This is a genomic window from Synechococcus sp. KORDI-52 (assembly GCF_000737595.1).
Lineage (GTDB): Bacteria > Cyanobacteriota > Cyanobacteriia > PCC-6307 > Cyanobiaceae > Parasynechococcus.
The window spans coordinates 2,188,231-2,214,116 of record NZ_CP006271.1; the positions used below are offsets into that span (position 1 = coordinate 2,188,231).

The 25,886-nt window shown below is 57.4% G+C and carries 23 protein-coding genes and 1 pseudogene; 9 read left to right on the forward strand and 15 right to left on the reverse strand.

Annotated elements, in window-relative coordinates:
- Positions 1-46 precede the first annotated feature (46 nt).
- Both KR52_RS11230 and KR52_RS11235 read right to left on the reverse strand, forming a co-directional pair.
- Complete coding sequence (locus tag KR52_RS11230) at positions 47-289, reverse strand: hypothetical protein (RefSeq protein WP_038555929.1); 243 nt, start codon at positions 287-289, stop codon at positions 47-49.
- Entirely contained in the window at positions 286-1,359 is a 1,074-nt protein-coding gene (locus tag KR52_RS11235; protein ID WP_038555932.1) for a sulfotransferase, read from the reverse strand. Before KR52_RS11235 ends, KR52_RS11230 begins: the two co-directional genes overlap by 4 nt.
- Positions 1,360-1,391: 32 nt before the next feature.
- On the opposite strand from KR52_RS11235, the gene KR52_RS11240 reads away from it, so the two are divergent.
- Complete coding sequence (locus tag KR52_RS11240) at positions 1,392-2,651, forward strand: bifunctional cobalt-precorrin-7 (C(5))-methyltransferase/cobalt-precorrin-6B (C(15))-methyltransferase (RefSeq protein WP_038555935.1); 1,260 nt, start codon at positions 1,392-1,394, stop codon at positions 2,649-2,651.
- A 7-nt stretch (positions 2,652-2,658) separates the two neighbouring features.
- Here KR52_RS11240 and KR52_RS11245 read toward each other — a convergent pair whose 3' ends face one another.
- The 4 genes from KR52_RS11245 to pheS all read right to left on the reverse strand — a co-directional run bounded on the left by KR52_RS11245 (position 2,659) and on the right by pheS (position 5,779).
- Positions 2,659-3,102, reverse strand: a complete 444-nt coding sequence (locus tag KR52_RS11245) for a DUF192 domain-containing protein (RefSeq protein WP_038555937.1) — start codon at positions 3,100-3,102, stop codon at positions 2,659-2,661.
- 6 nt (positions 3,103-3,108) lie between these two features.
- A complete protein-coding gene (locus KR52_RS11250; protein ID WP_038555940.1) occupies positions 3,109-3,786 on the reverse strand; it encodes a winged helix-turn-helix domain-containing protein in 678 nt (225 codons plus the stop codon).
- Positions 3,783-4,691, reverse strand: coding sequence for an NAD(+) kinase (locus KR52_RS11255; RefSeq protein ID WP_038555942.1), 909 nt, complete (start codon positions 4,689-4,691; stop codon positions 3,783-3,785). Before KR52_RS11255 ends, KR52_RS11250 begins: the two co-directional genes overlap by 4 nt.
- Positions 4,692-4,771: 80 nt before the next feature.
- Positions 4,772-5,779, reverse strand: coding sequence for a phenylalanine--tRNA ligase subunit alpha (gene pheS, locus KR52_RS11260; protein ID WP_038555944.1), 1,008 nt, complete (start codon positions 5,777-5,779; stop codon positions 4,772-4,774).
- 71 nt (positions 5,780-5,850) lie between these two features.
- Between pheS and surE the strand changes: the two genes are divergently transcribed.
- Positions 5,851-6,660, forward strand: coding sequence for a 5'/3'-nucleotidase SurE (surE, locus tag KR52_RS11265; RefSeq protein WP_038555947.1), 810 nt, complete (start codon positions 5,851-5,853; stop codon positions 6,658-6,660).
- Positions 6,661-6,992: 332 nt separating this feature from the next.
- On the opposite strand, the gene KR52_RS11270 is transcribed toward surE, so the two are convergent.
- The 4 genes from KR52_RS11270 to KR52_RS11295 all read right to left on the reverse strand — a co-directional run bounded on the left by KR52_RS11270 (position 6,993) and on the right by KR52_RS11295 (position 13,504).
- Positions 6,993-8,144 (reverse strand): HlyD family efflux transporter periplasmic adaptor subunit, encoded by a 1,152-nt coding sequence (locus KR52_RS11270; RefSeq protein WP_051834434.1) that lies wholly within the window; start codon positions 8,142-8,144, stop codon positions 6,993-6,995.
- 101 nt (positions 8,145-8,245) lie between these two features.
- Positions 8,246-11,182: a type I secretion system permease/ATPase gene (locus KR52_RS11275; RefSeq protein ID WP_038555950.1), complete on the reverse strand. Its 2,937-nt coding sequence runs from the start codon at positions 11,180-11,182 to the stop codon at positions 8,246-8,248.
- Complete coding sequence (locus KR52_RS11280) at positions 11,179-11,949, reverse strand: peptidylprolyl isomerase (protein ID WP_371257681.1); 771 nt, start codon at positions 11,947-11,949, stop codon at positions 11,179-11,181. Before KR52_RS11280 ends, KR52_RS11275 begins: the two co-directional genes overlap by 4 nt.
- A 994-nt stretch (positions 11,950-12,943) precedes the next feature.
- The gene (locus KR52_RS11295; protein WP_038555959.1) at positions 12,944-13,504 is read right to left on the reverse strand and encodes a DUF3611 family protein; all 561 of its coding nucleotides are present in this window, start codon (positions 13,502-13,504) and stop codon (positions 12,944-12,946) included.
- Positions 13,505-13,558: 54 nt separating this feature from the next.
- Here KR52_RS11295 and KR52_RS11300 point away from each other — a divergent pair, with 54 nt between their 5' ends.
- The 5 genes from KR52_RS11300 (at position 13,559) to KR52_RS14500 (ending at position 17,138) form a co-directional block, all read left to right on the forward strand.
- On the forward strand, positions 13,559-14,500 hold the full coding sequence (locus tag KR52_RS11300; protein WP_038557294.1) for a bifunctional riboflavin kinase/FAD synthetase: 942 nt from the start codon (positions 13,559-13,561) through the stop codon (positions 14,498-14,500).
- A gap of 134 nt (positions 14,501-14,634) precedes the next feature.
- A complete protein-coding gene (locus KR52_RS11310) occupies positions 14,635-15,693 on the forward strand; it encodes a thiamine phosphate synthase (protein ID WP_038555963.1) in 1,059 nt (352 codons plus the stop codon).
- A gap of 3 nt (positions 15,694-15,696) precedes the next feature.
- Positions 15,697-15,915 carry a sulfur carrier protein ThiS gene (gene thiS / locus KR52_RS11315; RefSeq protein ID WP_038555966.1) on the forward strand — a complete coding sequence of 73 codons (219 nt, stop codon included), beginning with the start codon at positions 15,697-15,699 and terminating at the stop codon, positions 15,913-15,915.
- Positions 15,916-15,933: 18 nt separating this feature from the next.
- The gene (locus tag KR52_RS11320; protein ID WP_156957725.1) at positions 15,934-16,881 is read left to right on the forward strand and encodes a DUF1517 domain-containing protein; all 948 of its coding nucleotides are present in this window, start codon (positions 15,934-15,936) and stop codon (positions 16,879-16,881) included.
- Between the two features lie 98 nt (positions 16,882-16,979).
- Positions 16,980-17,138: a hypothetical protein gene (locus KR52_RS14500; RefSeq protein ID WP_156957726.1), complete on the forward strand. Its 159-nt coding sequence runs from the start codon at positions 16,980-16,982 to the stop codon at positions 17,136-17,138.
- Between the two features lie 13 nt (positions 17,139-17,151).
- Here the strand turns inward: KR52_RS14500 and larB are convergent, their stop codons facing one another.
- The 3 genes from larB to trmD all read right to left on the reverse strand — a co-directional run bounded on the left by larB (position 17,152) and on the right by trmD (position 19,466).
- Entirely contained in the window at positions 17,152-17,817 is a 666-nt protein-coding gene (gene larB, locus KR52_RS11325) for a nickel pincer cofactor biosynthesis protein LarB (protein ID WP_038555969.1), read from the reverse strand.
- Positions 17,814-18,194, reverse strand: coding sequence for a TIGR03792 family protein (locus KR52_RS13965; protein WP_371257713.1), 381 nt, complete (start codon positions 18,192-18,194; stop codon positions 17,814-17,816). The genes larB and KR52_RS13965 overlap by 4 nt, the downstream gene beginning before the upstream one ends.
- Before the next feature lie 63 nt (positions 18,195-18,257).
- On the reverse strand, positions 18,258-19,466 hold the full coding sequence (gene trmD / locus KR52_RS13970) for a tRNA (guanosine(37)-N1)-methyltransferase TrmD (RefSeq protein ID WP_084222001.1): 1,209 nt from the start codon (positions 19,464-19,466) through the stop codon (positions 18,258-18,260).
- Between the two features lie 162 nt (positions 19,467-19,628).
- On the opposite strand from trmD, the pseudogene KR52_RS11340 reads away from it, so the two are divergent.
- Positions 19,629-19,897 (forward strand): annotated as a pseudogene (locus tag KR52_RS11340) (DUF3104 domain-containing protein).
- On the forward strand, positions 19,861-20,151 hold the full coding sequence (locus KR52_RS15015; protein WP_156957728.1) for a hypothetical protein: 291 nt from the start codon (positions 19,861-19,863) through the stop codon (positions 20,149-20,151). Before KR52_RS11340 ends, KR52_RS15015 begins: the two are co-directional and overlap by 37 nt.
- Before the next feature lie 126 nt (positions 20,152-20,277).
- Here the strand turns inward: KR52_RS15015 and KR52_RS11345 are convergent, their stop codons facing one another.
- A complete protein-coding gene (locus KR52_RS11345; protein WP_084222002.1) occupies positions 20,278-24,261 on the reverse strand; it encodes a M10 family metallopeptidase in 3,984 nt (1,327 codons plus the stop codon).
- Positions 24,262-25,418: 1,157 nt separating this feature from the next.
- The gene (locus tag KR52_RS11350; protein ID WP_038555978.1) at positions 25,419-25,880 is read right to left on the reverse strand and encodes a phycobiliprotein lyase; all 462 of its coding nucleotides are present in this window, start codon (positions 25,878-25,880) and stop codon (positions 25,419-25,421) included.
- Positions 25,881-25,886: the final 6 nt, after the last annotated feature.

The following is a 25,886-nucleotide window of genomic DNA, read 5'->3' on the forward strand; positions in this document are numbered from 1 at the left end:
GTCGCCCCAGATTGCCAGGTTTACCGCGATCAGCCAGCCGTTGGAATCAGCCCGCGGACAAGGGAGATGGATTGTCCTCGGCGTCGAGCAATGCATCCAGCGTGACCGCCGTGCGAACAAGGGCTTGGTAATGCTGAAGACTGCGCCGGTTCTGATCCAACCAGCGGCCGGGGGCCGCCCCCTCAAGGTCGGGCTGATCGGGGTCCAGCAGGGGCAGATCGTCCTGCTGCGCAATCAAGGCAATGACCAGGTCATGCAAGCGTTGACGGCGATCGTGGGCTGGGGTCATGCCTCCTCCATCAGATCGTGAAGCCGCTGTTGCGCTTCGAAAGGCAGCGTCACCGGATCAGCGATGTAGCTGCGGGCCTCGTGAATCCGAGCCTGGAGCGGGGCCTGCGCCACCGGCCAGCTGCTGAGCCCGAGTTCGTCATAGATCCGTTTCACCGCAGCGAGAGGTTGGCTGATCAACGTCTCGTAGGGCAGCTCAACCAACTGCCCTGGAGGGATCCGATGCCGAGACACCTCAAAGGCCTGGAGCAGCTCGCCATGGGCCGCCACCGTTTCCTCCACCTGGGTCACAACATCGGGAACGGGCTGAAGCCCCACCAAGGCACCCAACCGTTGCTTCACCTGAACCAGCGAGCGGATCGACGCCTGCGGATCACGGCGCAGCAGCACAAAGCGTGCCCTGGGGAAGTGACGCAGGAGCATCTCCACCCGGGCGGAATGGGCACTGTTCTTGATCAGCAGCCCCGTCTTCCCCTGGCCGTCATGGAGCCAGGTGAGCTTGGAGAAATGCAGCCACTGCCGCTCGTAGGCCCGGGACAAGCCAAGAACATTGCGGCGATAAAACCAGGAATAGGCCCGAGGGAAGGCCATCCCGGCCATGTTGGTGTCCATGGTGAGCCGGGCCAGACCGACCTCATCCTCCTGCGGATCATCCGGCCCCCAGGGCACCGCATCGATCGGCCGTTGCCGCGTCATCCACGCCTTGAGTGCGGAGCGAATCGAGGGTTTGAGCAGCAAGGCCACCTGCGGCGCCATGGTCAGCGCGTTGCGCGCCGTCGCCAGCGTGGGGTCACAGGCCAGCAACTGATGCAGATAGGTGGTGCCACTGCGCCAGTGGCCAATCACCACGATCGGATCATCCGGAAGTTCAGCCTTGTGCAACCGACGGGCGAACAGACAGGACTGGAGCCATGCCAGGGGCTCAACCACCAGCCCGCTGAGGCTCATCGCCAAGCTCACCCTCCAGCAGGAGAGCGCCGGGCGACGCAGCTGCAAGCCTCGAAGCAGCACCGCAGGGCGCACAAAGCCGCCAGCCACCAAGCGATCCGACAGCAGGTCAGCCTGTGCCATGGCCCCACAAACCCTGACACCAGAATGACGGGATGATCGACGTGATCGGCACCGACGCCGGGGCGCCCGCCTCGTTGCCCGCTCAACAGCAGGCGCTGTTGCGGGGTGCCGCGGTGATTGCAGTGCCGCAGCGGTTGCAATCCGCTTTGCAGGCTTGGCTGGGGGAGGCACTGCCAGAGCTGATCAGCAGCGATGACCCGCGGGCTCTGGTGGACAGCCTGCAATCACGGCCTGCGGAACAACCTGTGGTGGTGCTGGCCAGCGGCGACCCGCTCTGGTTCGGCCTGGGGCGGATCCTCTGCGACCGCATTGGCACGGACCGGCTGCGGTTTCATCCCGCCCCCACATCGCTGCAACTGGCCTTCGCCCGCATCGGTCGCCCCTGGCAGGACGCGGACTGGGTCAGCCTGCACGGACGGGACCCCGAGATCCTGGCCAGCGCCTTGCAGAAGCGACCGGCGGCCCTGGCAGTGCTGACGGACCCGAACCAGGGGGGCGCCGCCACCGTGCAGCAGATATGGCATAGCAGCGGCCTGGAGGCCAGCACGGACCTCTGGCTCTGCGAAAACCTCGGGCACCCCCACGAGCGGGTGCAGCAGATCGCACCCGGCACCGCCTTGCCGGCGGACCTGCATCCGCTGCTGATTGCTCTGCTGATCGCCCGGGACCCCGCCGCACCGGATCCCCATCTACTGCCCCTGTTCGGGCTTGATGACGGGCTCTACTTGCAGCACAGCGATCACCCCGGGCTGATGACCAAGCGGGAGGTGCGCATCCAACTGCTGGCCGAACTCGCCCTGCCGCAGCAGGGGGTGCTCTGGGATCTGGGGGCAGGCACCGGCAGCGTCGGTCTGGAGGCCCTGCGCCTGCGCCCGGAGCTGCAACTGCTGGCGGTGGAACGCCGCGCCGGTGGTGCGCAACTGATCCAACGCAATGCGCAACGGCTTGGGGTCAGCCCCGCAGCGGTGCTGGAGGCTGATGCCACCACGGTGCTGAATGGCGGGCTCCCCGATGGCCTCGGCCAGCCCGACCGGGTTCTGCTCGGGGGCGGGGGCGCCCAACGGGAGCGCTTGCTGCAGGACGTGCTGACGCGGCTGCGGCCGGATGGTGTTGTAGTGATTCCCCTGGCGAGCATCGAGGCCTTGGCCAACGTTCGGCCGCTGCTCGAGAACGCCGGATTGGCAGTGCGCGTGCAACAACTGCAGGCCTGGCGGGGACAACCGCTGGGGGACGGCACACGCCTGGCGCCGATGAACCCCACCTTGATCGTGACGGGAACCAAACCGGGTTAAAGCGGATTCAGTTGGAAGACGTGAGCGGGTCAATCCGAACCGGGTCGCCAATGGAAATCCCCAGCCGCTCCGCCTCCCCGGCTCCGATCTCGATCACCGCCTCAATGAAATCAGCCCGTCCGTTGCCATCCGCATCGGCGGCGTAGGAGCGACAGGGCAACGCTGCGCAGGTTGGAACGGCACGCACCAAATCGAGCACGCGCCCATCGCGCACAAAGATCATGTCGAGAGGCGCAAGGGTGTTGAACATCCAGAAGCGCTGCGGCTGGGGGGTAGAGAAGGGAAACCACATCCCGCGCAAGGGCGGCAAGGCCGGCCTCTGCATCAACCCCAGCCGCTGCTGCTCCGAACTGCGGGCCACCTCGAGCTCAATGCAACGCTGCTGATCCAGGCACCAGCGGGCCCCAATCGGCAGCCACTGCGGGGGCGGCTCAGGGGGCAGAGCATCCATGGCCGATCAAGCCTCCGGCATCACCTGGCCGAGGCAGTAGCCCCGGCCGCGCACGGTGTGCAGCAAACGGCGCTCACCGCCGGCCTCCAGCTTCTGACGCAGGTAGCGCACATACACCTCAACGACATTGCTGCTGGAACGCTCCCCCTGCCACACCTCCTGAAGCAACAGCTCGCGACTCAGCACCTGGCCCCGCCGCCGCAACAGCACCTGCAGCAGCATGAATTCCCGGGCTGTCAAGGCCACCACGCGTTCTCCCCGACGCACCGTCCGGGTGGTGGGATCGAGGCTGAGATCATCGAGCTGAAGCAGCAACGGTCGCTGACTCGAGCGCTGTTGAATCGTGCGGTGCAGGCGCAGACGCAGCAACAGATCGCTGGGACCGATCTCTGAAAGCCAAAAATCGTCGGCGCCGGTTCCCAGGCAGGCGGCGCGGGCCTCAACGCTGTCGCGTTCCAGATCCAACAGGATCGGCATGGCCGCAAAACGGCTGCGCAGGTCTGGAATCAATGGGGCCTGATCGGCCGCCAACACAGCGGCCACCGGGGATTCACCGGGTTCAGGAGCATGGGCCGAAGGCCCGGCACTGAGCCAATCGAGGGTGGCGTAGCCCGATGCGGCCAGGCGGGGTGCCAGGGAGACCGCTGAAGGGCCTGCCAGCAGCAACAGGGGGTCAACGTTCATTCCCGTTCGGGCTTGGCGATGTGGGGCAACCCCCAGCCCAGTTTGTTGCGCAGCACCTGGAAAAACTCATGGTCGGCGAGGCGCACAAAGCGCACCGGGTGATCGCTGCGACGGATTAGCACCCGATCTTCGGGCCAGACATAGCAACCGGCACTGCCGTCCACCACCATCATCAGCCGCTCAGGCGTGGCCGGGAACACCGTGACGGGTTCACGGTCGCTGAACACCAGGGCGCGGGAGGCCAGGGAATGGGGCGCGATCGGGGTGAGTTGCAGCACCGGACAATCCGGCGTGATCACCGGCCCGCCGGAGCTGAGGGCATAGGCCGTGGACCCCGTCGGCGTGGAGAGGATCACACCATCAGCGGCGATGTCCACCGGGGCGTGGCGGCCGATGGCGATTTCGAAGTGACACATGCTCGTGAGCGGCTCCCGGTGCAAGGCCATTTCGTTGAGGGACAACGCCTCCCACCGACGCTGATCACCCCGCATCACACTCACCACAAGGTTGCTGCGTTCCTCGATCGTCCACTGATCGGTGAGCACCACATCAAGGGCCCGATCCAGATCATCGAGATAGGCCTCAGCCAGGAATCCCAGGTGACCGGTGTTGATAGTGAGAATCGGAATCCCCACAGGGGCGGTCTGGCGTGCTGCGGAGAGCACCGTGCCGTCCCCCCCCAGAACGATGGCCAGCACCATTGATGGATCAAAGCCCTTGGGCACACAGGCGCTATAGCCCCGCAGCCGCAGGTGCTGATCAGGGTTGGCGAAACCCACCATGCCGCCGGAGCTGCTGGCCCGCTCAACGGCATGGCCGGCTGCCTCGAGGCGGTGTTGAATCGTGTCCGCCGTCTGCACCGCAAGCGGCTTGCCGTCATTGACGATCAGTCCGATCCGGGGCACTGATCCACGACGGGTAGAGGTCAGCCACAGCCTATGGGACGTGCGAGAACTGAACGAAACTCAGTTACGAAGGTTTCCGATCAGAACTGCTCGAGGAAGCGCAGATCACTGGTGTAAAGCCGGCGGATGTCATCGATGCCATGGCGCACCATGCAGAACCGCTCCACCCCAAGGCCTGCGGCGAAACCGCTGTAGCGCTCAGGATCAAGCCCCAGACCCTCCAGCACAGCAGGATCGACCATGCCGCAGCCCATCACCTCCAGCCAACGGCCGCGCCACTGCACATCCACCTCGGCTGAGGGCTCTGTGAAGGGGAAGTAGCTGGCCCGAAAGCGCACCGGCAGGTCGCCGAAGAAAGCCTTAAGGAAGGCCATCACCGTGCCACGCAAATGGCTGAAATCAAGCCCCTCATCAATGGCCAGCACCTCCACCTGGTGGAACACCGGCGAATGGGTGGCATCAACGGCGTCACGGCGATAAACCCGCCCCGGGGCAACGATCCGAACCGGCGGTGGGTTCTCTTCGAGGTGACGGATCTGAACCGGCGAGGTGTGGGTCCGCATCAACAGGTCACCCCCGAGATAAAAGGTGTCCTGCATGTCCCGGGCCGGATGGTCCTCGGGAATATTCAGCGCGGTGAAGTTGTAGTGATCCCGCTCCACCTCAGGCCCCTCGGCCACGCTGTAGCCCAGGCCCAGGAACAGATCGACGATCTCTTCGGTGGTGGTGATCAGGGGATGGCGATGCCCCATCCGCACCCCTGAAGCCGGAGCGGTGACATCGAGGCTTTCCCTGGCAATGCGCTCTGCCATGGCCGCCTGCTTCACGGCCTGCAGTCGCTCTCCCAACAGCGACTGCACCTGCGTTTTCAACACGTTGGCGCGCTGACCCACCAGGGGGCGCTCCTGACCAGGCAACTTGCCCATCGCCCCGAGCACACCGGAGATGCGGCCCTTCTTGCCCAGCAGCCCGACCCGCAGTTGCTCCAGTGCAGCGGCGTCGGCCGCCTCGGCGATCTCCGCCGCGGCCTGCTGCTCAAGAGCATCGAGTTGATCGGTGAGCTGCTGCAGGGTGACCGGTGCGCTCACAGGGATGAAACAGAGAGCTGCCGACTGTAATCAGCCAGGCCGCTTAGGTTCATCTCAGTGCGAACGACCCCATGGCCCCGCTGCGGATCCTGATCAGCAATGACGACGGGGTCTTCGCCGACGGCATCCGAACCCTGGCCGCCGCAGCGGCAGCCCGCGGCCATCAGGTGACGGTGGTCTGCCCGAATCAGGAACGGTCCGCCACAGGCCATGGCCTGACCCTGCAGACCCCCATCCGCGCCGAGCGGGCCGACGAACTGTTTGCCCCAGGGGTCACCGCCTGGGCCTGCAGTGGTACCCCCGCCGACTGCATGAAGCTGGCTCTGTTCGAACTGGTGAAAGAGAAACCAGACCTTGTGCTCTCCGGCATCAATCACGGTCCCAACCTGGGAACAGACGTGTTCTGTTCCGGCACCGTTGCAGCAGCGATGGAGGGAACCTTGGAGGGCATTCGTTCCCTGGCCGTAAGCAGCGCCTGCTTCCAGTGGCGTCAGTTCCAAGCCGCCGCAGACCTCGCTCTGGAGGTGAGTGAGCAGGCCATCGCCGACCAGTGGCCCGACAACCTGCTGCTCAACCTCAACATCCCCCCCTGTGCCCGGGAGGAGATGGGTCCACTGCGCTGGACCCGTCTCTCGATCCGGCGCTACGACGAGCAATTCAGCCGTCGGGAAGACCCCCGTGGCCGCGCCTACTACTGGCTGGCCGGAGAAGCGGTGCAGGATCTCGAATCAGCCGGAGAAGGCCCCCGGGATTGGCCCAGTGATGTAGCCCAGATTCATGCCAATGCACCCTCACTCACGCCGATCCAGCCGGACTTGTTCTGGAGGGGCCCCCTCAGCCGACTGCCGCAACTCAAGCTCAAGGATCAGCTGGTGCGGTAAGGCCAGCGATTGCTACTGATAGTGAGTCCCTAAAAAGGTTTGAAACCTTCTTTTTCACTTTCAATGCTGAGGAACTGGACAAAACAAAAACACATTGCACGAGGAGAAGTCAGACCAGAGACTCCACTCATCCCAATCAACGCGACGGGAAACCTATTAGATCAGTTTTTTGGCATGAGCAATGCTCCTCACCGAGACCAAATCAAAATTCAGCAACGACTTGCATGCAATATAAAAGCAATCAAAATCATAAACTTGACCACGCCTCAAGATCTATATCCTTAAACAAGCCAGTAGATTGACTCGATTACTGATACAGACATTCGATCACTTCAAAGACGTTGCAACGATTGGGCTTTATCTTGAAATTCACCCAATAGCAGCTGGAGGTAAGAAACCTTGCGCAACTTGATATTCGCAGTCAGGCTCATACCCACCTGCAACGGCAGTACAGCACCACTTTTCAAACGGAAATCCTGGTCATCCAGCTGAATGGTTACAGGAAAGCTGAGTTCTTGCCTCTGTTGCTGAGGATCAGGCTCCAGGGCATCAGATCCAATTTGAATCACTTTCCCTTTAAGAACGCCAAAATCAGTGGAGGGAAACGAGTCGATGCTGATCTCAGCATTCATGCAGGCCTCGCGCTTTTCAGGACAACCCGGTGCCACTTGGACGAAACCAATTTTATTAGACGGAACCTCAACCTTCGCTTCAAGTAAACCCTTAGGCACCACCTTCATCACTGTCTGGGTGGATTGCGCCGTGAATCCCCTGGACGTGGGCTTGAGATCAAAGATTATTCCATCAACAGGAGACTTGAGTTGCTGGTAGCGCAGGGTGACCTTGCTCTGCACCAAGCGCCCATTGAGATCGGCAAGTTCCGACTCCAACTGAGCCGTCTGTTGATCCAGCAGGGCAATCTGGCGGAGCTTTTCGGCCCTGGTCTGCATGAGTTTGCCTTGGGTTTCAGCAACAATGTTTTGCTGATTGAGGAGCTGCACTTCAGAAAAGGCACCAGCATCCTCTAACTGCTCGAAGCGATCCAGAATTTCGGACTGGAGCTTTAGATTTTTCTGCAGCATCAGAACCTCTTCCTGATTGACCTGCATGGTTTTGAGCTTTTCCTGCTCTTTCAACAGCAGTTGTTCCTTCTTCAGCCTGATGGTTTTCTCAAGACTCACCCGCTGTTCTTCACTCGCCTCGGTGTCCAGCTTCATCAAAACCTGACCAGCCTTCACCCGATCACCTTCTGAAACAAGAATCTGATCAGCCACACCCCCCACGGGCATTTGAATGTCCTGCACTGAGCCGATTGGCTCAAGCTGCCCTGGGGCCATCACAATTTCTTCGGTACGCGCCAAGGCCAACCATGCCAAACCGAAAATGCTGGTACCGATCAGGGTCCAGGTGACGGTACGCATCCAAAAACGACCCTGCTGAAGAATCGAGTCGTCAAAACTGTTGAGATCAGAAGATTTGTGCATGTCGCCATGGTCGAAGCGATGCAACCAACCGCGTGAGCTCTCGACCAGATTGTTGGAACTCCGCTTGACGAGGGCCACCAACTTTTGGGGATTCATTAACATCAGAAACTCTCTTGCTGGCGGTAAAGGGCGTAGTAGCGGCCACGATGTTTCATCAACTCATCGTGCGTGCCAACTTCAACAACCGCGCCCTGGTGCAGCATCACGATCAAATCAGCCTGACGGATGGTTGACAGACGGTGGGTGATGAAGAAAACGGTGCGGTCGTTGATGTTTTCGAAAAGGTTGTCGAAGACTTTCCGTTCAGTTTCGTAATCAAGGGCACTGGTGGCTTCATCCATCACCAGCAACTTGGGATTACTGAGAAGGGTGCGGGCAATGGCCACCCGCTGACGCTGTCCGCCACTTAGTGCCGCGCCTCGTTCACCAACAGGCGTGCTGTAGCCGCTGGGAAGTTCCATGATGAAGTCATGGGCATTAGCGAGACGTGCTGCTCTCATAATCTCTTCACTGGAGGCATCGGGATTGGTGAGAGCTATGTTGTCGCTCACGGTTCCGCTGAATAAAAGGGGATCCTGAGGAACGATGCCGATCTGACGTCGTAGGGAATAAAGCTCAACCTTTCCAATGTCGTAGCTGTCAACCAGGATCCGACCTTCTCCTGGTTCATAAAGCCTTGGCAGCAGTTTCATCAGGGTGCTCTTGCCGCTACCGCTCTGGCCCACGATGCCAACGAACGTTCCGGCCTTGATCTCAAGATTGACATCCTTGAGGACCTCAGACTGGCCAGCTTGAAAGCGGAAGGTGACATTCTCAAAGCGCACGTCTCCCTGCAGCGGAGGGAGCATCACCTTGGATTTATCGACCTCATTAGATTCTTCTGGGGTATCAATCACATCAGCAAGCCGTTCAAAGCTGACGCGCAACTCCTGGATGTTCTGCCAGATCGATGACAAACGCAGAAGAGGCTGGGTGACGTAGCCGGAAATGATCCGAAATGCGATCAACTGACCCAGCGTCAAATCACCCTTGAGCACCATCGTGGCACCGATCCAGAGCACCATCAGCTGAGAGATCTTCTGCAACACTTGGCTGGTCTGGCTCAGGGCCGTTCCAGTAATCGTTTTCTCAAAAGTGCGGGCAATGTACTGGGAGTAGAACTCTTGCCAGCGCCAGCGGCTGACCATCTCCACGTTCTGGGCCTTCACCGTCTGAATTCCGGTGAGAACCTCCACCAAATGGCTCTGAGTCTTGGCATTTTCTTCCGCAGCAGCTCGGAACTGACGGCGGAAGAGAGGAGCACCCAGAATCGTCAAGCCGATCTGAATGGGAAGAACGGACAGGGCAATTAAAGTAAGAAGCCAGCTGTACAGCAGCATCACCACGATGTAAATCACAGAAAAGGCGGCATCCAGGATGGTGGTGAGGGCCTGACCGGTCAGAAAATTACGAATCTTCTCCAGTTCAGCCACCCGGGTTCCCAGTTCACCCACTGGACGACGGTCGAAATAACCAAGGGGGAGACGCAACAGGTGGTCGATCACCTCTGCGCCAAGACGCTGATCAATCCGGTTGGTGGTTTCCGCAAACAGGAAGGTCTTCAGACTGCCCAGAACCCCCTCAAGAATCGTGACCACCACAAGGGCGATGCCCAGCACCTGCAACGTGTCCAGGCTGCGTTGAGTGATCACCTTGTCGATGATCACCTGGATCAGCAACGGGTTGGCGAGGGTGAACAGCTGAACCACAAAACTGGCCGCCAGCACCTGGATCAACACGCCGCGATATCGCTTCAAAGCCGGCCAGAACCAACCAGGGCCGAACTTCTGGTCGGGAGTTGCGTTGGAACGCTCCATCAGGAGAAGTTCAATTCCCTCCGGGAAGGCATCTTCCAATTGATTCGGCTCCAGGCTGACCATGCCCTGCTGCGGAGACGCCAGCCGCAGCCCACGCTCATTGCTGGCCACCACCAAGGCAAAGCCCTCCTGCCAAGGGAGCATGGAGGGAACCTGAAGTCGTGTACCAGCAGCGGCCGGCACCCGGGCAGCCATCACATGCAAGCCAAGACTGGTGGCCAACTGGCCGCAAAGTTGAAGATTGGGCGTCAATCCCCTGCGGATATTGTCCTGAAGAACCTTCTCGATCGAATCGCGCCGGAAGGGCAGCTTCATCAGCTGGGCCAGCATCTGGAAGCAAGCCAGGGTTTCCTGGATCGGGCCATCGGCCTGGATCAAGCGAAGGCTGTCAACAACATTGCGCTCAGGGCTAAAGCTGCTCACGGGAGGCAGAGCCTGAGCGTCTTGAATCCCAGCAACAGAGTCAAGCCAGCCAGAACTGATCTCCGCCGCAGCTTCAGCTTCGGCTGTATTGGACCAGCCGGAGGCGGGCAGAGACACCAACCGGAGCGCGAACGGCTCACATTTGGGAAGGTTTGCAGCAGAATAGAGCGGCTGACCGACAGTCAATTCACCCCATGCGCTGGTGACATAGATCAGCTTCCCGGCAGATAGAGCAGTCTCCACAGATTCCGGATCTGATGAACAACGCTCGGCGGACTGCTGCAAAGCCTCCAGTTTTTCAAGGGCGGAGCTGTCGCTTTCAGGATTATTTTGCTCCAGAACTTCCAGGAGCTGGTGCAGCTCCTGCGGCCAAAGCTGCTGGTCACACCACTGCCGAAATGAAGTCTCTTTGCGATAAAGCCCCCGCCAGAGTTCATCCGGAATGGCACAAGCAATCACCTCTTCAGCGGCGATGACCTCCTCGCATGGAGCACCGCACAGAAGACTTGCGGCCCCGATCACACTTCCGGGTCCAAACTTTCCAATTGTGGTGAGGCGGCCGTTGAGACGGCCGACAAGCCTGGCCTGGCCTTGGAGCAGAACCAAGACTCGGGCCGCAATGTGATTGGCGTCGGACAGCTGCCCCCCGAGCGCAAAACGAAGCAGATTGCAGCCGCTCTCCAAATTGTCAACCGATGCCTTGGAGAGGCCAATGAACGCCGGATGCTCCAGCAAAGGGAACGAAGGTGACCTGGTCATCGGGAAATGCTGAAATCACTGAAATCGCTAGTTGTCACTGGTTCTTTCATCTCTGAAGTCAGCAGACCCAAAGTCTGGGTGGTTTCCTCGTCAATCCAGGCATCAAACATTTCCTGGCACATCTGTTCGGCAACCTCGTCGGTGAACGTGGCGGGTGAGTAGCGCTCCAGGCGAACCACGAGCCACCAGTCGGAGATTCGAAAGGGTTCAAGCAAAACACCAGGTTGCGCAACCCGTAATTTCTCGACCAAAGCAGGATGGGCCTGGGTGAGGGGAACTGGGCCGACGATTCCGTTGGTGCTGCGTTCCGGTCCCTCGGCATAGCGCCGGGCCAAATCGGCGAAATTGGCCTCATCGGATTCGATCTGCAGATATAGCTCTTGTGCCAGAAAGCTGTTCTTGAGTCGCAGCAGGCTGTAAAGCACCTGATCCAGATCGTTTTTACGCTCCAAAAAACGGGCTTCCGCCTTTGCGGCATATCGCTCACGTATCAAATTGCGGCGGCGTATGTCATGACGAAGACGCTCCAAAACATCTTGCTCCCTGAGCCGCAGCGTCTCCAACAGCTCGGTCCACTGCTCCATCCGCTCATAACCGCGCTGGCGGAGAAAGCAGATTTGCGCATCTTGAAGCTCTTCCTTGCTGACCACCACGCCGGCCATCGCATCGCAGATCAGCATCTGCTTCACCAAGGGCTGCAGAAGGTTGAAACTGATCAGAAGTTCCTGCCCCTCAGATCCAATCGCACGACGGAGCTTCTGAACCACCGATCTACAATCCATGCCAGCAATCAATCCTCTATAAATTAGCTCTAGTACACGCATTTTGCCGTAATTCGGCCGCAGCCCAGGCCAATGAAACCGATAGAAAACATGATTCATCACCTACTTTCACGAATCAATAGAGCGCACACAAATAATCACAGGCGAACCGATATTCAGGACATCCGACGAGAGAATTGATTGATTCTCCATAAAGCATGAAAGGTATGCTTTGAATCCAATCGTTTCCCCATCAAAGTTCATCGCTAGATTGGTTGATATTTGTGCATAGCCCTACCCCTAAAGGACTGGATGCTCACCCCCAGGCGGCAAACCTTCAGCTTCTCCTGTTCGTCCACGGTCAGCAATAAGTTGAACCAATCCAACAGCAGCTTTTCAACCAACGGTTCCCCTAGGTCCTTAACGCCCCCGGACAGCCAACACCGAAAGGCATCAGGGTCATTGGCTCGTAGAGCTGTCGCTAGCTCTACAAGCAAGAACAGAGCAAAGCGGGTGTCGGTAGGCATGGCTCGTGCGTGACCGCCATGAGAGTTCTCTTGTAAGAGGAGTCAACAAAAAACCTCTATTGATAACAAGAGCAGCAGTTGAATTCTTGATCACCACCAACGATCAGCGCGACCAAAGGACGGAAGGCCCGGCTCACTGGGTACCGTCACCACCGACAGCCGCTGGGGTCCCGGTGAAGCTGTAATCAGCGGCAGTACCCAGCTGATCCAGCAACGAATGCGAGAACACACCTTTGGTGGAGTCAAAAATCATGTAACTCTTACCTGAAGTTGATCCATTGGGAGCAACTTGATGAGCACCAATTAGGAGATCCGCCAGACCATCGCCGTTCACCTCAGCCGCAACACACTCCAATGACAACTAACTCTATGGGTACAGTAATTCCCAATGAACAAAAATTCTTGAAGTCAAAACACGAAAACGAACTTCAAGCCACTACCTAAGCAACAAAGGAATAGACCACCGCTTCCATTCATTGTGCGCGGTAAACCCGCTGCAGCAGCCATAGGGAGAACAACACACCGATCAGGTGCGCAAACAACACCTGGGTGTTGCTAAGCACAGACAACATTTCCAGGGAGGTGATCGCCAGGTTGTCGGCCACGCCGCGGCCGCCGATAGCGATGCCAGGAGTTTGCATTGAGGCCTGAACAAAAAGGCTGCCTGCGAGGGCCTGATAGCCGATGGAGGCCAAGCTGAGGCCGAGCAGATCTGCCAAGAGGCCTCGTTTGATCAACCGCGCCACCTCCCCCCGACTGGGACGCGCAGCGCTATCGATCGCTCGACCTGCACGAACGATCAGCCAGCCCTGCCAGAGGCTGAACAGAAGCACGACGAACGCCAGGGAGGTGAGCGACAGGCCAGGCCCCAGGCCCACAGCCCGTTCGGAATTGCGCGCAAGGCTGCCGCCGATGTTGTTGAACAGAAGAACGCCCACCACGACGATGCCGAGAACCACCTGGATCCAGAACCGGATCCACCCCATCCGACGCACGCCGAACGACAACTTCTGGAAATCGAGGCGGTCTGCCATGCCCTGGTGCTCGGTCGTTCAAACTTGCCACCAAAGCGCACCTTCTGCACCTCCTTGATCCCGCTCCGCTCTCCAGAGGAGGCCCGTCGGCCCACTGCCCTGGCGCTGGGGAGTTTCGATGGGCTACACGCAGGCCATCGCCGCGTGATCGCCGAGGCCATCCAAGGCTGCCCGGAGGAAGCCGTTGCCTCGGTTGTGAGCTTCTGGCCCCATCCCCGTGAAGTGCTGTTCGGCGAGGCACGCCTGAGGCTGGATCTACCGAGCGAAAAACTCGCCCTGCTGGAGCCCCTGGGGATCCAGCAGCTCGTGCTTGTGCCCTTCACCCGCGAACTCGCTCAGCTGAATGCGGAAGACTTCGTCACCAGCGTGCTGCTGAACACACTTCAGGCCAGACGCATTGCCGTGGGCACCAACTTCCGCTTCGGCCATCAGCGGCGCGGTGACGCCGAGATGCTGGAACAGCTAGCGGCACGCAGCGGCGTTGAGGTGAAGGTGGTGCCCATGGTTGAAGACCATGAGGGCCGGATGAGCAGCAGCCGGATCCGCGCGGCCCTCGACCAGGCCGACCTCACCACCGCCAAAGCCTTACTGGGCCGGGCCTACCGCTTTCAGGGTCGGGTGGTTCGAGGCCGAGGCCTGGGGCGTGAACTGGGCTGGCCCACCGCCAATCTCCAGGTGGATGGTCGCAAGGCCTTGCCAGGGCTTGGCGTCTACGCAGCCTGGGCCCAACTCGATGGGGATGGCGATCGGCTGCCGGCTGTGATGAACCTCGGGCCCCAACCCACGATTGATCCAACATCTCCATCAGCTGTGGAGGTGCACCTGCTGGATCAGAGCCTGGAGCTGGAGGGCCGGCACCTGGGCGTCGAGCCGGTGCAGCGCTTGCGCGGCCAAACCAAATTCAGTGGACTTGAGGAGCTCAGCCGCCAGATCGGCCGCGACGCCGCCCAGGCCCGCGAGATCCTTCAAACCGGCTTTCAGGCCACGGTCGGATAGGCATTCACCAGGCCCCAAACGATGAACACGCCGATGCCGCCGAGAAGAACGATTCCCCAGACCAGAACGTGCATGGTGCTCTCCGAACCACCGTTCTCCATGACCGACGCCGCAACCGTTGCCCACAGAGTGCCATGAATCCAACCCCAAGCGAGACCTCCCTGGATCCACGGGTGGCACGACTGATCGACGCCAACCTCGACCGTGCCCGGGAAGGCCTGAGGGTGGTTGAAGACTGGTGCCGCTTCGGGTTGGAGCAACAGGATCTGGTGGTGCGCCTCAAGGACTGGCGTCAACGGCTGGGACGGCTGCATCACGACAGCTACAAGCAGGTCCGCTCCACCAGCACCGACACCGGGGCCGGACTGGAGCATCCGGCCCAACTCGATCGCCACAGTCCCGACCACGTGGTGGCGGCCAACTGCGCCCGGGTGCAGGAGGCGCTCCGGGTGCTGGAGGAGTACGGCCGCACCATCGATCCTGCGCTGGCCGCTGAAGCCGCTGCGATCCGCTACGGCCTCTACGACCTGGAGGTGACCTGCCTCAACGCCACCCTCGGAGCAAGGCGACGCACCAAGCTTCAGGACTGTCGCCTTTGCCTGATCACAACCCCCTGCGATGACCTCATCGATCGGGTGCAGGCCTCCCTGCAGAACGGCATAGGCATGGTGCAGTACCGCTGCAAAGCGGGGAACGACCGCGAACGCCTCCAGGAGGCCCAGCAGCTCAGGCAGCTGTGCAACCGCTTCGGAGCGCTGTTGTTCATCAATGACCGTGTGGACCTGGCCCTGGCGGTCGATGCAGATGGGGTGCACCTGGGCCAGGAGGACATGCCCTGCGAGGTAGCCCGCGACCTGCTGGGTTGCGATCGTCTGCTGGGCCGCAGCACCCACAGCATCGATCAGGTTGATCAGGCGCAGCGGGAGCCGATCGACTACCTCGGCTTCGGTCCGATCCACTCCACGGCCGTCAAACCCGAGCGCGACCCTGTTGGTGTGGAGCTCTTGGCCAAGGCCACAGCGATCAGCCAACGCCCCGTCTTCGCCATCGGTGGAATCACACCGACCAACCTGCCGGCACTGCTCGGGGCCGGGGGCCAGCGCGCGGCGGTGATCGGCGCGATCATGCACGCAGATGACAGCGGGCGGGCCACGCGGCACCTGCTCCAGCAGCTCAACCACGCCACGTTCTGAGCGATGCCTCTCACCCTGATGGTCAACGGTGAAACCCGCGTGCTGGATCCAGCACCGGAGCCCACCAACCTGGCGGCCGTCGTGGCCCTGCTGGCCAACAACCCCCAGTTGGTGGTCGCCGAACACAACGGCGTGATCGCCCCCCGCAGCCGATGGGAAGCCATCCTTGTGAAGGATGACGACACCCTTGAGATCGTCACCATCGTTGGTGGTGGTTCCTAAAGTCTGCAGATCAATGCTGTGGGCGCTGCTGTGGCCACCCCTCGACTGTTGACACGACCGCGAAGACTGCTCGCATCACTGCTTTTGCCTGTTGTTATTGCGGGGCTCTGTCTGTTCCATGCACAGCCGGCTGATGCCGCCCGCGGGGGGCGCATGGGCGGAGGCAGCTTCCGCGCACCTTCGATGCCACGATCCAGCGGCGGCAGCTACGGCGGCGGCTACCCCGGGGGTGGTTACCGCGGCGGCGGGATGGGCTTCCCTTTCATCATTCCAATTTTCGGCTTTGGTGGTGGTGGCCTGTTCGGACTGCTGATTCTCATGGCGATCGCAGGCGTTCTGGTGAACGCCCTACGAGGCGGAGGCAATGCCCCTTCGATCGGTGGTGCTGCCGCGGCTCCATCCATGCCGCGCAACGTGAACATGATTCAGGTGCAGGTAGGACTGCTCGCCAGTGCCAAATCACTCCAGGACGATCTGCGTTCCTTGGCCTCCTCGTCCGACACCAGCAGTTCAGCCGGCCTGCAGAGGCTGCTGCAGGAAACAACCCTTGCCCTGCTGAGACAACCGGACCTCTGGGTCTACGCCAATGCCGAGAACGGCAGTGTTCCCTTCAGCTCGGCTGAATCGACGTTCAATCGCCTCTCGATGAACGAGCGCAGCAAGCTGGACGCTGAGCTCACCAGCAACGTCGGCGGACAGCGGACGACGGACACGGCCAACAGCGCTGGAGACGCTGATGCCACCAACGAATTCATTGTTGTGACCTTGCTGGTGGCCTCGACGGCATCGGCCAAACTCGCAGGCGCCGACACCGGAGAAGATTTGCGCCAGACCCTGCGCATTCTTGGTTCCACAGCGTCCAGTGAATTGATGGCCCTGGAAGTGATCTGGCAACCGGAAGGCCGCGGTGATGTGCTCAGCGCCAACGACCTGGTCACGGCCTACCCCAACCTCCAACACCTCTGAGACCCCAGAGCATTTCTTGGCTCATCTACAGGATTTCTGAGTATTTCTTCCCAGAGATCAGTCTTAATTTGATCCAATCTCATTGCGGACATCCAGAGTTGGCTCCCGACCCCCGCTCCATGGCATGGCAACAGGACGGTGAGCTAGCGCCGGCTGATTTGGATGCCCTTGTGCATGCACTTCAGCGGGTCGAGTGCGACCACAACAGTGCTGAGCTTCAGCGTCTCGGCCAGATCGACCCTCCAGCTGGAGCCTGAACCCTCCGCTTGATCACTCCGGGGAACACCCTCGGAGCATCCTCAATGCAGCCATGGCTGCGCCATATCCGTTGTCGATATTCACCACCATCAATCCAGGCGCACAGCTGGCGAGCATCCCCTCCAAAGCGGTTCGTCCCCCTGCGCTGATGCCATAACCAACCGAAACCGGGACGCCGATCACAGGTTGCGGCACCAGACCTGCCAGCACAGTGGGCAATGCACCCTCCATCCCGGCGCAGGCGATCAGAATCCGCGCCGAAGCAAGACGGGGGAGTTGATCGAGCAGGCGATGCAATCCAGCCACCCCCACATCCATCACAGGATCCACGCCGACGCCGTGGCAACGCAGGGCCAAGCTGATCTCCGCCACCACCTTGCGATCACTGCTGCCTCCACTGAGCACCACCACCTCAGCCGGGGGCGATGGCTCAGCTGGCAACGCCCCCAGGGTGAGGCAGCCAGCGTCGGCGTGCAGCTCGACCGCCGGTAAGGCCTCACGCACCCGTGCCGCTTTTTCGGGGTCCACCCGGGTCACCAAACCCAGTTCCCCGGCTGCGGCAAAGCTCTTGAGGATGGTGCTGATTTGATGGGCGGTCTTGTGTTCCCCCCACACGGCCTCAACCATGCCCAACCGCTGGCGGCGGCGCAGATCAAGGCGAGCGTCCGGCGTGTTCACTGTGGCAACAGTTCCCCTTCAAACACCAGCGGGAAGGGGTTGCCTTGAACCTGCCCCGTTTGCTCACGGGCCAGCGTCTCGAAGCGCTCCTGAACCTGCTCCACATCCGCCATGGAGATGGACTTCCATGCCTCACGACTGCTCCACCGAATCAGCAGTGTTCCCTCTTCTGTTGCCGGATCCCAGAAGAGCTCACGGCCCAGAAATCCAGGCTGTTTGTCGAGCCAAGGTTCCCAGCTGCCGCGTTCAGCAACCATCCAGTCCTCACGGCTGTGCTGGGGGACCCGCAGCCGCAGGTGCTCCACCACAGCCACCCCTTCACCCACCTGAGGGTCGGCCCAGGCCAATACCCTTGCCTCCGAAAACCCGCCCAACAACAGAATCAGTGCCCAACAAAGTCCGAAGACCCTAAGCAGAACAGGCCGGAGTCGAGGCACGCTTCAGCTCCGCTGCAAAAGGGCTACAGCCTGGCAACTGATGCCCTCTTCCCGTCCCTCCGGACCCAAACCTTCATTGGTGGTGGCCTTCACACCCACGGAGTCTGGAGCAATGCCGATCGCTGACGCGATCCGGCTGCTCATCTCCGCTATGTACGGCTTGAGCTTGGGGCGCTCGGCAATCACCACCGCATCAATGTTCAGCACCGACCAGCCGCGCTCCTTCACCAGCTTCACCACCTGATCCAGCAGCTTCAAGCTGTCGGCCCCTTTCCATTGAGGATCGGTGGGGGGAAAGTACTTGCCGATATCACCCAGGGCCAGGGCCCCGAGCAGGGCATCCATCACGGCATGCACCAGCACATCGGCGTCGCTGTGGCCATCCAGGCCCAAACCGTCGGGATGGTCCAGGGTCACACCGCCGAGGATGATGGCCCGACCGGGCACCAGCCGGTGGATGTCGTATCCGTTGCCGATGCGCAGCTCCATGCCTGGGTCTGAAGGGTTAGTCATTGTCGCTGCCTGCCAGCGGGCAAACAGATCAGGCCGGCGCTCGCGGGTGCGCTGCTCCCGCTGCTCCTGACGCCACCGGGCGATGGCACCGTGATCGCCACTGCGCAGCACATCCGGAACGGTCACGCCACGGAAGTCGGCGGGGCGGGTGTAATGCGGGTGTTCCAGGAGGAGTGCACTGTGGCTTTCCTCCACCAGGGAATCAGCCGTCCCCACCGTGCCAGGCAGCAGACGAACCACACCGTTGATCACCGTCATGGCAGGCAGCTCCCCGCCGGTGAGGACGAAATCGCCCACCGACACCTCCTCATCAGCCAGGCCACGAATGCGCTCGTCGAACCCCTCGTAGTGGCCGCAGAGGAAGACCAGTTGATCGTGATCGATGGACCAACGCTGCAGATCCTGCTGCTGCAGGGGACGCCCCTGCGGTGACATCAACAGCACCCGGCTTCGGGGACTGCGGGGGATAGCCTCCATCGCGGCGAACACCGGCTCGGGCTTGAGCACCATGCCGGCGCCACCCCCATAGGGCTCGTCATCCACCTTGCGATGGCGATCCGTGGCGAAGTCCCTGGGGTTATGCAGGTGCAACGCAGCAATGCCCGCGTTGAAGGCACGACCGATCACTCCAAGCTCCAGCAGAGGAGCAAACGCCTGCGGCGCCAGGCTCACCACATCAAGGCGAAACGGTTTTGTCAAGTTATGACTGGGCTCAATGCCAACCCCCTGGCTTTGTAAGGCAATTATTTTGACAACTGGTCGGCGCCCTCCCTTAGGCCTCTTGCCAGCCCTCTTTCAGATAACCAAGAGTACACGCATACTAAATAACGAAAAAGGCTTACATCTGCTCATCACGGCACCATCACCCCGAAGCTTGAGGCTCCCTTTCTTCAAACGAATCCAGGGCACTTCGTTATCGGTGGAGGTGACCACATTGAGCAGGGCGATTGGTGGATGGGTCAGGCGATTTTCTGCGAGGGGAGTGCTCGGCATCCAAAGCTTCCCTTTCTGTTCAAGTGGCTGACGTTGATACAGGAATCATCAAGTGGATCAATGCTGATGAGGTGATCGATGTGATCTGGTCAATGGATGGATGGCCCACCTCAAGCCCCGTACTCGAGAAGCAGTAGGAGCCAGAGAAAAAACCAAACATGCAAACCAAACCGGACAGCCGAGCCGTGACCCTTGCCCATCCCTGCCGCAGGACCTGGCTGTCAGCCATGGCTTGCCGGCGTCGCAGTTAATTTTGACCTTTGTGCTCGGGCTGCTAATCGTGGCCTTGCATTCGGTTTCGGTGGGACTGCTCGATCGCGGCTGGTGGGTTGCGTTGATCGTACTGATGGCACTTCACAGCACCGAGATCAAACTGCTTGAAGCCGCCTGAACATTGCTGAATGGATCTTGCTAGCTGTCTTGCGCTGCAAGATCGGGCGCACTGGAATTAGTAATAAATAATCAGCAGATTCTTTTGTGCTACCAGATCTCTCCAGACAATTGACGTTATTTCTGTTTAGAAGGTCTCAGAATTCAGAGAGCCGGCAAACGCTGAATTGCTTGCAAAAGAGTAGAAGGAAGCGAAGTCTTCTGATAGTGTGGATGGCAAAATTGATGAAATATTTGATAGGGGGTCGGCATTGTTGCCGATGTCAGATTGACTATTTTCTGTGAATGCCGTCACGGTCTCCTGCAACACGATTTCAGCAGCTTTTAAAAATTGATCGCTTGGATTTAAGCCCGACATTTCTGTACTTGACGTTTTAGGGCTTATATATTCATCATTACCTGGAGTAAAAGGAGAATTTTTGTTAGCCTCTAACGGTTTAGCTGATAAGCCTATCCCCGTGATTGAGTCGACTTCTGTGGTCGCAGCAGTTTCTTTGATGCCTATAATGGATACATTATTGACATATCCATCTTCCTTGCCTTTGTTGACGTTTGCGGAAAAACGAATTTGCAATGATTCCATAGACGAGCTATCCAGCGCGATATTTTCTTGATTCCATTGATTTTCAATACTATTTCTTCGACGGAGGCCTCTTAGGTCTGAGATACCGTCGAGAGTTGTCCAGCCAGAATTGTTCTGGTTGATTTCGAATCTCATGAAATCAGATCTGTCCCAATTATCTTCAATTCTCCAGTCGAAGCTAATTTCAATCGTGTCGAAGCCCGTTGTATTAATTGGAGATGCAAGTGAGAGGCTTTGTGATGTGGTGGAAAGTCCATCAACCTCCATTGTGATGCCAATCGCCTCACCGTTGAGCAAAGTACCGACAAAGCGGTTTCGACTTTTCCAAACATTGTCGATGTTCCATTGACGAGCTGTCAGTGTTGGATTGTCAAAGTCATCAAAGAATAAATTTTCTTCAGACGTTTCAAAGATTGCCGGCTCAGTTTTCCCGTTAATCGTGATGGCGAGAGTCGCTTGGTTGCTGCTTGTACCGCTTTCGTCAGTTGCGATGTAGTTGAACAGAACTTCTTCCGACTCGTTGTCATTCAATGCAAGAAAATCTGTTCCAGGATCGTAAGTAAATGAACCGTTTTCATTTAAAATAAGGGTACCTTTTTGTATCTCGTTGGTGCTGACAAGGCTGTAGGTCAGCTGGTCGCTGTCGAGGTCAGTCGCAGGAAGAAGCTGACCGTTGTAGATGACATCTTCTTCGGTACTGAATGATTGTGAAGATGCAACAGGCGAATCATTTACACCATTGATGGTGATGATGATGTTGGTTTCAGCGCTTTCAGCATTACTGTTGTCGCGAGCGATGTAAGTGAAGACAACACTTTCTGATTCGTTGTCATTCAGGGATTCGAAGTTTGTCTCAGGGTCGTAGGTAAAGGTGCCGTCACCATTGTTGAGTACACTTCCTTTTGATGGGAGATTTGTGATGGTGTAAGTAAGGGTGTCGCCGACATCAGGATCTAGACCATCGAAGAAGATGCTTTCAGCGATTTCATCTTCAGTGATTGAAAGTGTGATCTCGTTGGCAGTCGGCTCATTATTGACGACTGGCGCTGGTTCAGTTTTCCCGTTAATCGTGATGGCGAGAGTCGCTTGGTTGCTGCTTGTACCGCTTTCGTCAGTTGCGATGTAGTTGAACAGAACTTCTTCCGACTCGTTGTCATTCAATGCAAGAAAATCTGTTCCAGGATCGTAAGTAAATGAACCGTTTTCATTTAAAATAAGGGTACCCTTTTGTGTCTCGTTGGTGCTCACAAGGCTGTAGGTCAGCTGGTCGCTGTCGAGGTCAGTCGCAGGAAGAAGCTGACCGTTGTAGATGACATCTTCTTCGGTACTGAATGATTGTGAAGATGCAACAGGCGAATCATTTACACCATTGATGGTGATGATGATGTTGGTTTCAGCGCTTTCAGCATTACTGTTGTCGCGAGCGATGTAAGTGAAGACAACACTTTCTGATTCGTTGTCATTCAGAGATTCGAAGTTTGTCTCAGGGTCGTAGGTAAAGGTGCCGTCACCATTGTTGAGTACACTTCCTTTTGATGGAAGATTTGTGATGGTGTAAGTAAGGGTGTCGCCAACATCAGGATCTAAACCATCGAAGAAGATGCTTTCTGCGGTTTCATCTTCAGTGATTGAAAGTGTGATCTCGTTGGCAGTCGGAGATAGATTCTCGTCACTGATGTCGGAAAGAAGCTCTTCATAGGTTTTGACAATGGCATTGTCAAAATAGAATAATTCTACATCGCTCCATACCTCGTCGATATCTGTCGTGTTAAAAATTTCGTTGGAGATTGATAGTGAAGAGCCGAGGTTAATGATGCTGTACTGGCTGTAAAGCCCGTCAAAGTAAATAGTGTCATTATCTCCTAAACCTCCGAAGTAGATGTCGGAGCCGATGCTGTCATAGAAATTATCGCTACCAGCACCTCCCTCAAAGACATTATCTGCAGTATTTCCGATGAATGTATCGTTGCCGCTCCCACCTATTGATTGTTCAATTATCGTATTTGTGCCAATCATTAAATTATTAATGAGGCCTCCTATGCTTGATCTTGAAGGGAGATCGTTATTGGGGTTAGATGGAGTTAAGTCGATATATTGGTTGTCAGCGAAATTGCTTACATCTAGAGTGTCATACCCCCCACCGTCAACTATCGTATAAGAGGTTTCTCCAATAGCCTGAGAGAAGTTGTGCATTATTTCACTTGTACCTTTGGATATATTTGTACCAACGCCGTAAATAGTATCTCCTTTAAACGCGTTTTTTGAGCTGTATCCTTGTGATTCGTAAAGCTTGTCCAAGGCAATCCAGTCACCGGTCATCGGTGTTTGTAAAAAAGCAAATGAAGCTTCAATATTTGTATTCTCTGTTTGATCCCAGTACGACATCATGGTCACAGACCAGTTGTCATTTCCGTATTGGGCGCTGTTTTCATAGGTTGGATTTCCGTTTCCAGCGTTGTATAGCCCTTGGTGACCTAGACCCAGTGAATGGCCAACTTCATGAAATATTGTTTGGGCTGTATAGCCAAGATAGCTTGAATCGCCCCCATACCAGTTCGAGGCAATGTTAATTACACTGTAGTCTGTAATCACTGAATTCGGGTATTGATCCCACCATCCACTTGCTAGATACGCGTAAGCACCTGTGTCATTATCTGTGAATCGTATATCTCCCCCTGTCGTAACTTCAATAAAATCAATACTGGTATTTGCCGCGTACAGTTTAAAAACTTCTCTTGTTAAATCACTTCGAGCGGCTGTCAAGCCGTTTGAATCATTGTTCCATCCCGTTACGTTGTAAGTAAGTTGCCCATTTTTTGCTCCTAATCCACTGCTGCTGAGATTGAATTTTCTTGTGTAGGTACTTGACTCTTGCCAGTAACCCGTAACAAGGTAATCTGCCAATTCATTTAGTGTTCCAAAGGCGATTGATGGTCTGGCATTAACGTTGTTGTCAGGCTCTAAACCAGTATTTAATTCTTTTTTGTCTGCAAATGAATCTCTGCTGAACGCACATGCGGAGCAGGAGCAACTTTCTGCATGAATATATTTTGGCTCAAGTTCGAGGATCTGAGTGCTACTGGAAACTGTCTCTTCCTTTGAGCTGTAGAGTGCTTTTTCTGTTATTGCGCTGCTGAAAGTGTCAATTTCCTTTAGCCACTTAGATGAGGTGCTAACTTCAATTGGTTGATCTTCTATCCAATTTTGTCTTCTCGTTGTACTTTGACCTTCCTGCCAACTCGAGTTGAGACTCTGTGCGCTAGGCGTTGTTTCGGTGTCGCCTCTTGATTGAATTGTCGGAAATTGAAGGCTACTCTGATGCCTAGCGATATTCAAGTTGCTCCTAAAGTCCCTCGAGGATTCCAGCGCTTCTTGGCTTACTATTGATTCATCGTTTGCACTTTGTTCGACCACAGATGCAATGTGATCAACTGTTGATATTGCCCTAGACCTAGACTCGTCGTATCTTATGCGCCTTCTTCTATATTTATTGATTTGATCAATGAAATCAATAAACTGCTTTGGCATCTTTGTACTTAAAAGTGCTTTATTTTAACAATCTTTCAGACCTAGTCAAGCTGGCTTAATGAGTTTTATAGCCTTGCGTGACTTTGTGGCGTTGCTCCAAAAACCTTAAGATCTTCATCTTGATGTCTTGACAATGTTTCTTTGCTGAATGTTATTTCCAGGTGCTCCCCTGGAAGGACCTCTTCCTCACTCCAAGTCTCATGAATGACGCATTCCCATTCTGCTGGCATTGGGAGCGTCACTCCGTTGCTTTTCGCATCCGGCAGTTCACCAGCCCTAACGACTCGGTAGGCCTTTTCCCAACCTCCCCAGGCTTTCCGTTCTGAGATCGATGCCTTTCTTTTGTTTTCAGTCGTTTGGCCAGCATCAAGGCCTGGGCGTAAACATCAAGAGCCATTAGGCACTGAATGTGATCAAGCTTTGTCAGAATGGCGTTCTCCTTTGTTGGGTTGAGTTATTGAATTTGGTCGGCGCCGATCAGTGATGAGCGATCAGGTGCAAATGCCTTGGCGAGGAAATGAACCTGGCTGCCTTTCTGATCAGTTCATCCCATCCAGCCTCTTGATCGGGTCATTGGATGGCGCCACCTCGCCCCATGTCTTCTCGACAGGCTTGGCGTCATCTGTCATCAGCCCTGTGGATGATTCACCTGCTGGGGATAAACCATTCCTCCACGCTTTCTGTCGGCTGGATTGTCTCTGTCGAGCCCTCTGCCATCAACTCGGAGGAATCTGTTGTTGCCGTGTTGAACCAGTGGTGTCCAAGGACCGGGCACCCATCCAGCTGCCGAATAAGTCCCCAGAAGAACGTCGTACTCAGTCACAGGCTCATCAGCTAGCCATTTCGATGGCTTCGCTGCTTGCTCCTGTTCCTTGATCCGGGCTTGCAGCAGCTTTATCGCCTGCCCGTAGCGGTGCGGTGCTAGCGCTGTCTCTCTGTCTGTGGTCTCCAGGGTCAGGGAATGGCGCTTGCCGTTGACATCACTGAGCTGGATTTACCAGTCGTTGCTCTTGAACCTCTTGATGCGTTATGAGGCCTGAGCATCGATTGACAACCTCGAAAGCCAACCGGTTAAAACAACCAATCGAATTTTATAGCTGGAGAGTCATTCCCCTAGCTGACTTTCCTCATATCAGGCCATAGGGCGTCATCTCGCCTCAGGCCGCCGGTTTGGACACCCTGCGGATGTCCGTGCAGAAACTGCCCTGAACCGGTGTTCCCTGCGCATCCACCGCCGTGGTGCTACGCAGGCGCAGGTTGGCCCGCGTGAACCAGATCCTCTCCTGAACCTGCACACCATCCGCACGGCTGAGGTTCAGCTCCATGCTGCCGTCAGGCCAGAACCTCCAATTCCCTGGGGAATCACCATCGAGGATGAGCTGTCCATCGGCGGCGAAGGTGAGGGTGCTGCTGGTTCCACCAGGGGCCTGCACCTGCAGTTGGCCGAGCGCCCCCTGCTCGGTCACGCAGCGGACGGTGAGTTCACCCCGTTCGCTGCTGTGCCACTCGTCGTCACCACCGGCAGCCAGCTCAAAGCAGCTGCGAAGGCTCATCCACTCCCCGTCGCAGAGGCTCAGAAAGGAGGCAGGGTTGTCCGGGGGAAAAGCTTGTTCACTCATCAGTCC

Bases quoted from the DNA above. Each gene is read 5' to 3' on its own strand.
- KR52_RS11230 (WP_038555929.1), bottom strand. From the start codon at position 289: ATGACCCCAGCCCACGATCGCCGTCAACGCTTGCATGACCTGGTCATT.
- KR52_RS11235 (WP_038555932.1), bottom strand. From the start codon at position 1,359: ATGGCACAGGCTGACCTGCTGTCGGATCGCTTGGTGGCTGGCGGCTTT.
- KR52_RS11350 (WP_038555978.1), bottom strand. From the start codon at position 25,880: ATGAGTGAACAAGCTTTTCCCCCGGACAACCCTGCCTCCTTTCTGAGC.
- KR52_RS11310 (WP_038555963.1), top strand. From the start codon at position 14,635: ATGAATCCAACCCCAAGCGAGACCTCCCTGGATCCACGGGTGGCACGA.
- surE (WP_038555947.1), top strand. From the start codon at position 5,851: ATGGCCCCGCTGCGGATCCTGATCAGCAATGACGACGGGGTCTTCGCC.
- KR52_RS15015 (WP_156957728.1), top strand. From the start codon at position 19,861: ATGGCCCACCTCAAGCCCCGTACTCGAGAAGCAGTAGGAGCCAGAGAA.
- KR52_RS11245 (WP_038555937.1), bottom strand. From the start codon at position 3,102: ATGGATGCTCTGCCCCCTGAGCCGCCCCCGCAGTGGCTGCCGATTGGG.
- thiS (WP_038555966.1), top strand. From the start codon at position 15,697: ATGCCTCTCACCCTGATGGTCAACGGTGAAACCCGCGTGCTGGATCCA.
- KR52_RS11270 (WP_051834434.1), bottom strand. From the start codon at position 8,144: ATGCACAAATCTTCTGATCTCAACAGTTTTGACGACTCGATTCTTCAG.
- KR52_RS11275 (WP_038555950.1), bottom strand. From the start codon at position 11,182: ATGACCAGGTCACCTTCGTTCCCTTTGCTGGAGCATCCGGCGTTCATT.
- KR52_RS11345 (WP_084222002.1), bottom strand. From the start codon at position 24,261: ATGCCAAAGCAGTTTATTGATTTCATTGATCAAATCAATAAATATAGA.
- KR52_RS11240 (WP_038555935.1), top strand. From the start codon at position 1,392: ATGATCGACGTGATCGGCACCGACGCCGGGGCGCCCGCCTCGTTGCCC.
- KR52_RS11295 (WP_038555959.1), bottom strand. From the start codon at position 13,504: ATGGCAGACCGCCTCGATTTCCAGAAGTTGTCGTTCGGCGTGCGTCGG.
- KR52_RS11250 (WP_038555940.1), bottom strand. From the start codon at position 3,786: ATGAACGTTGACCCCCTGTTGCTGCTGGCAGGCCCTTCAGCGGTCTCC.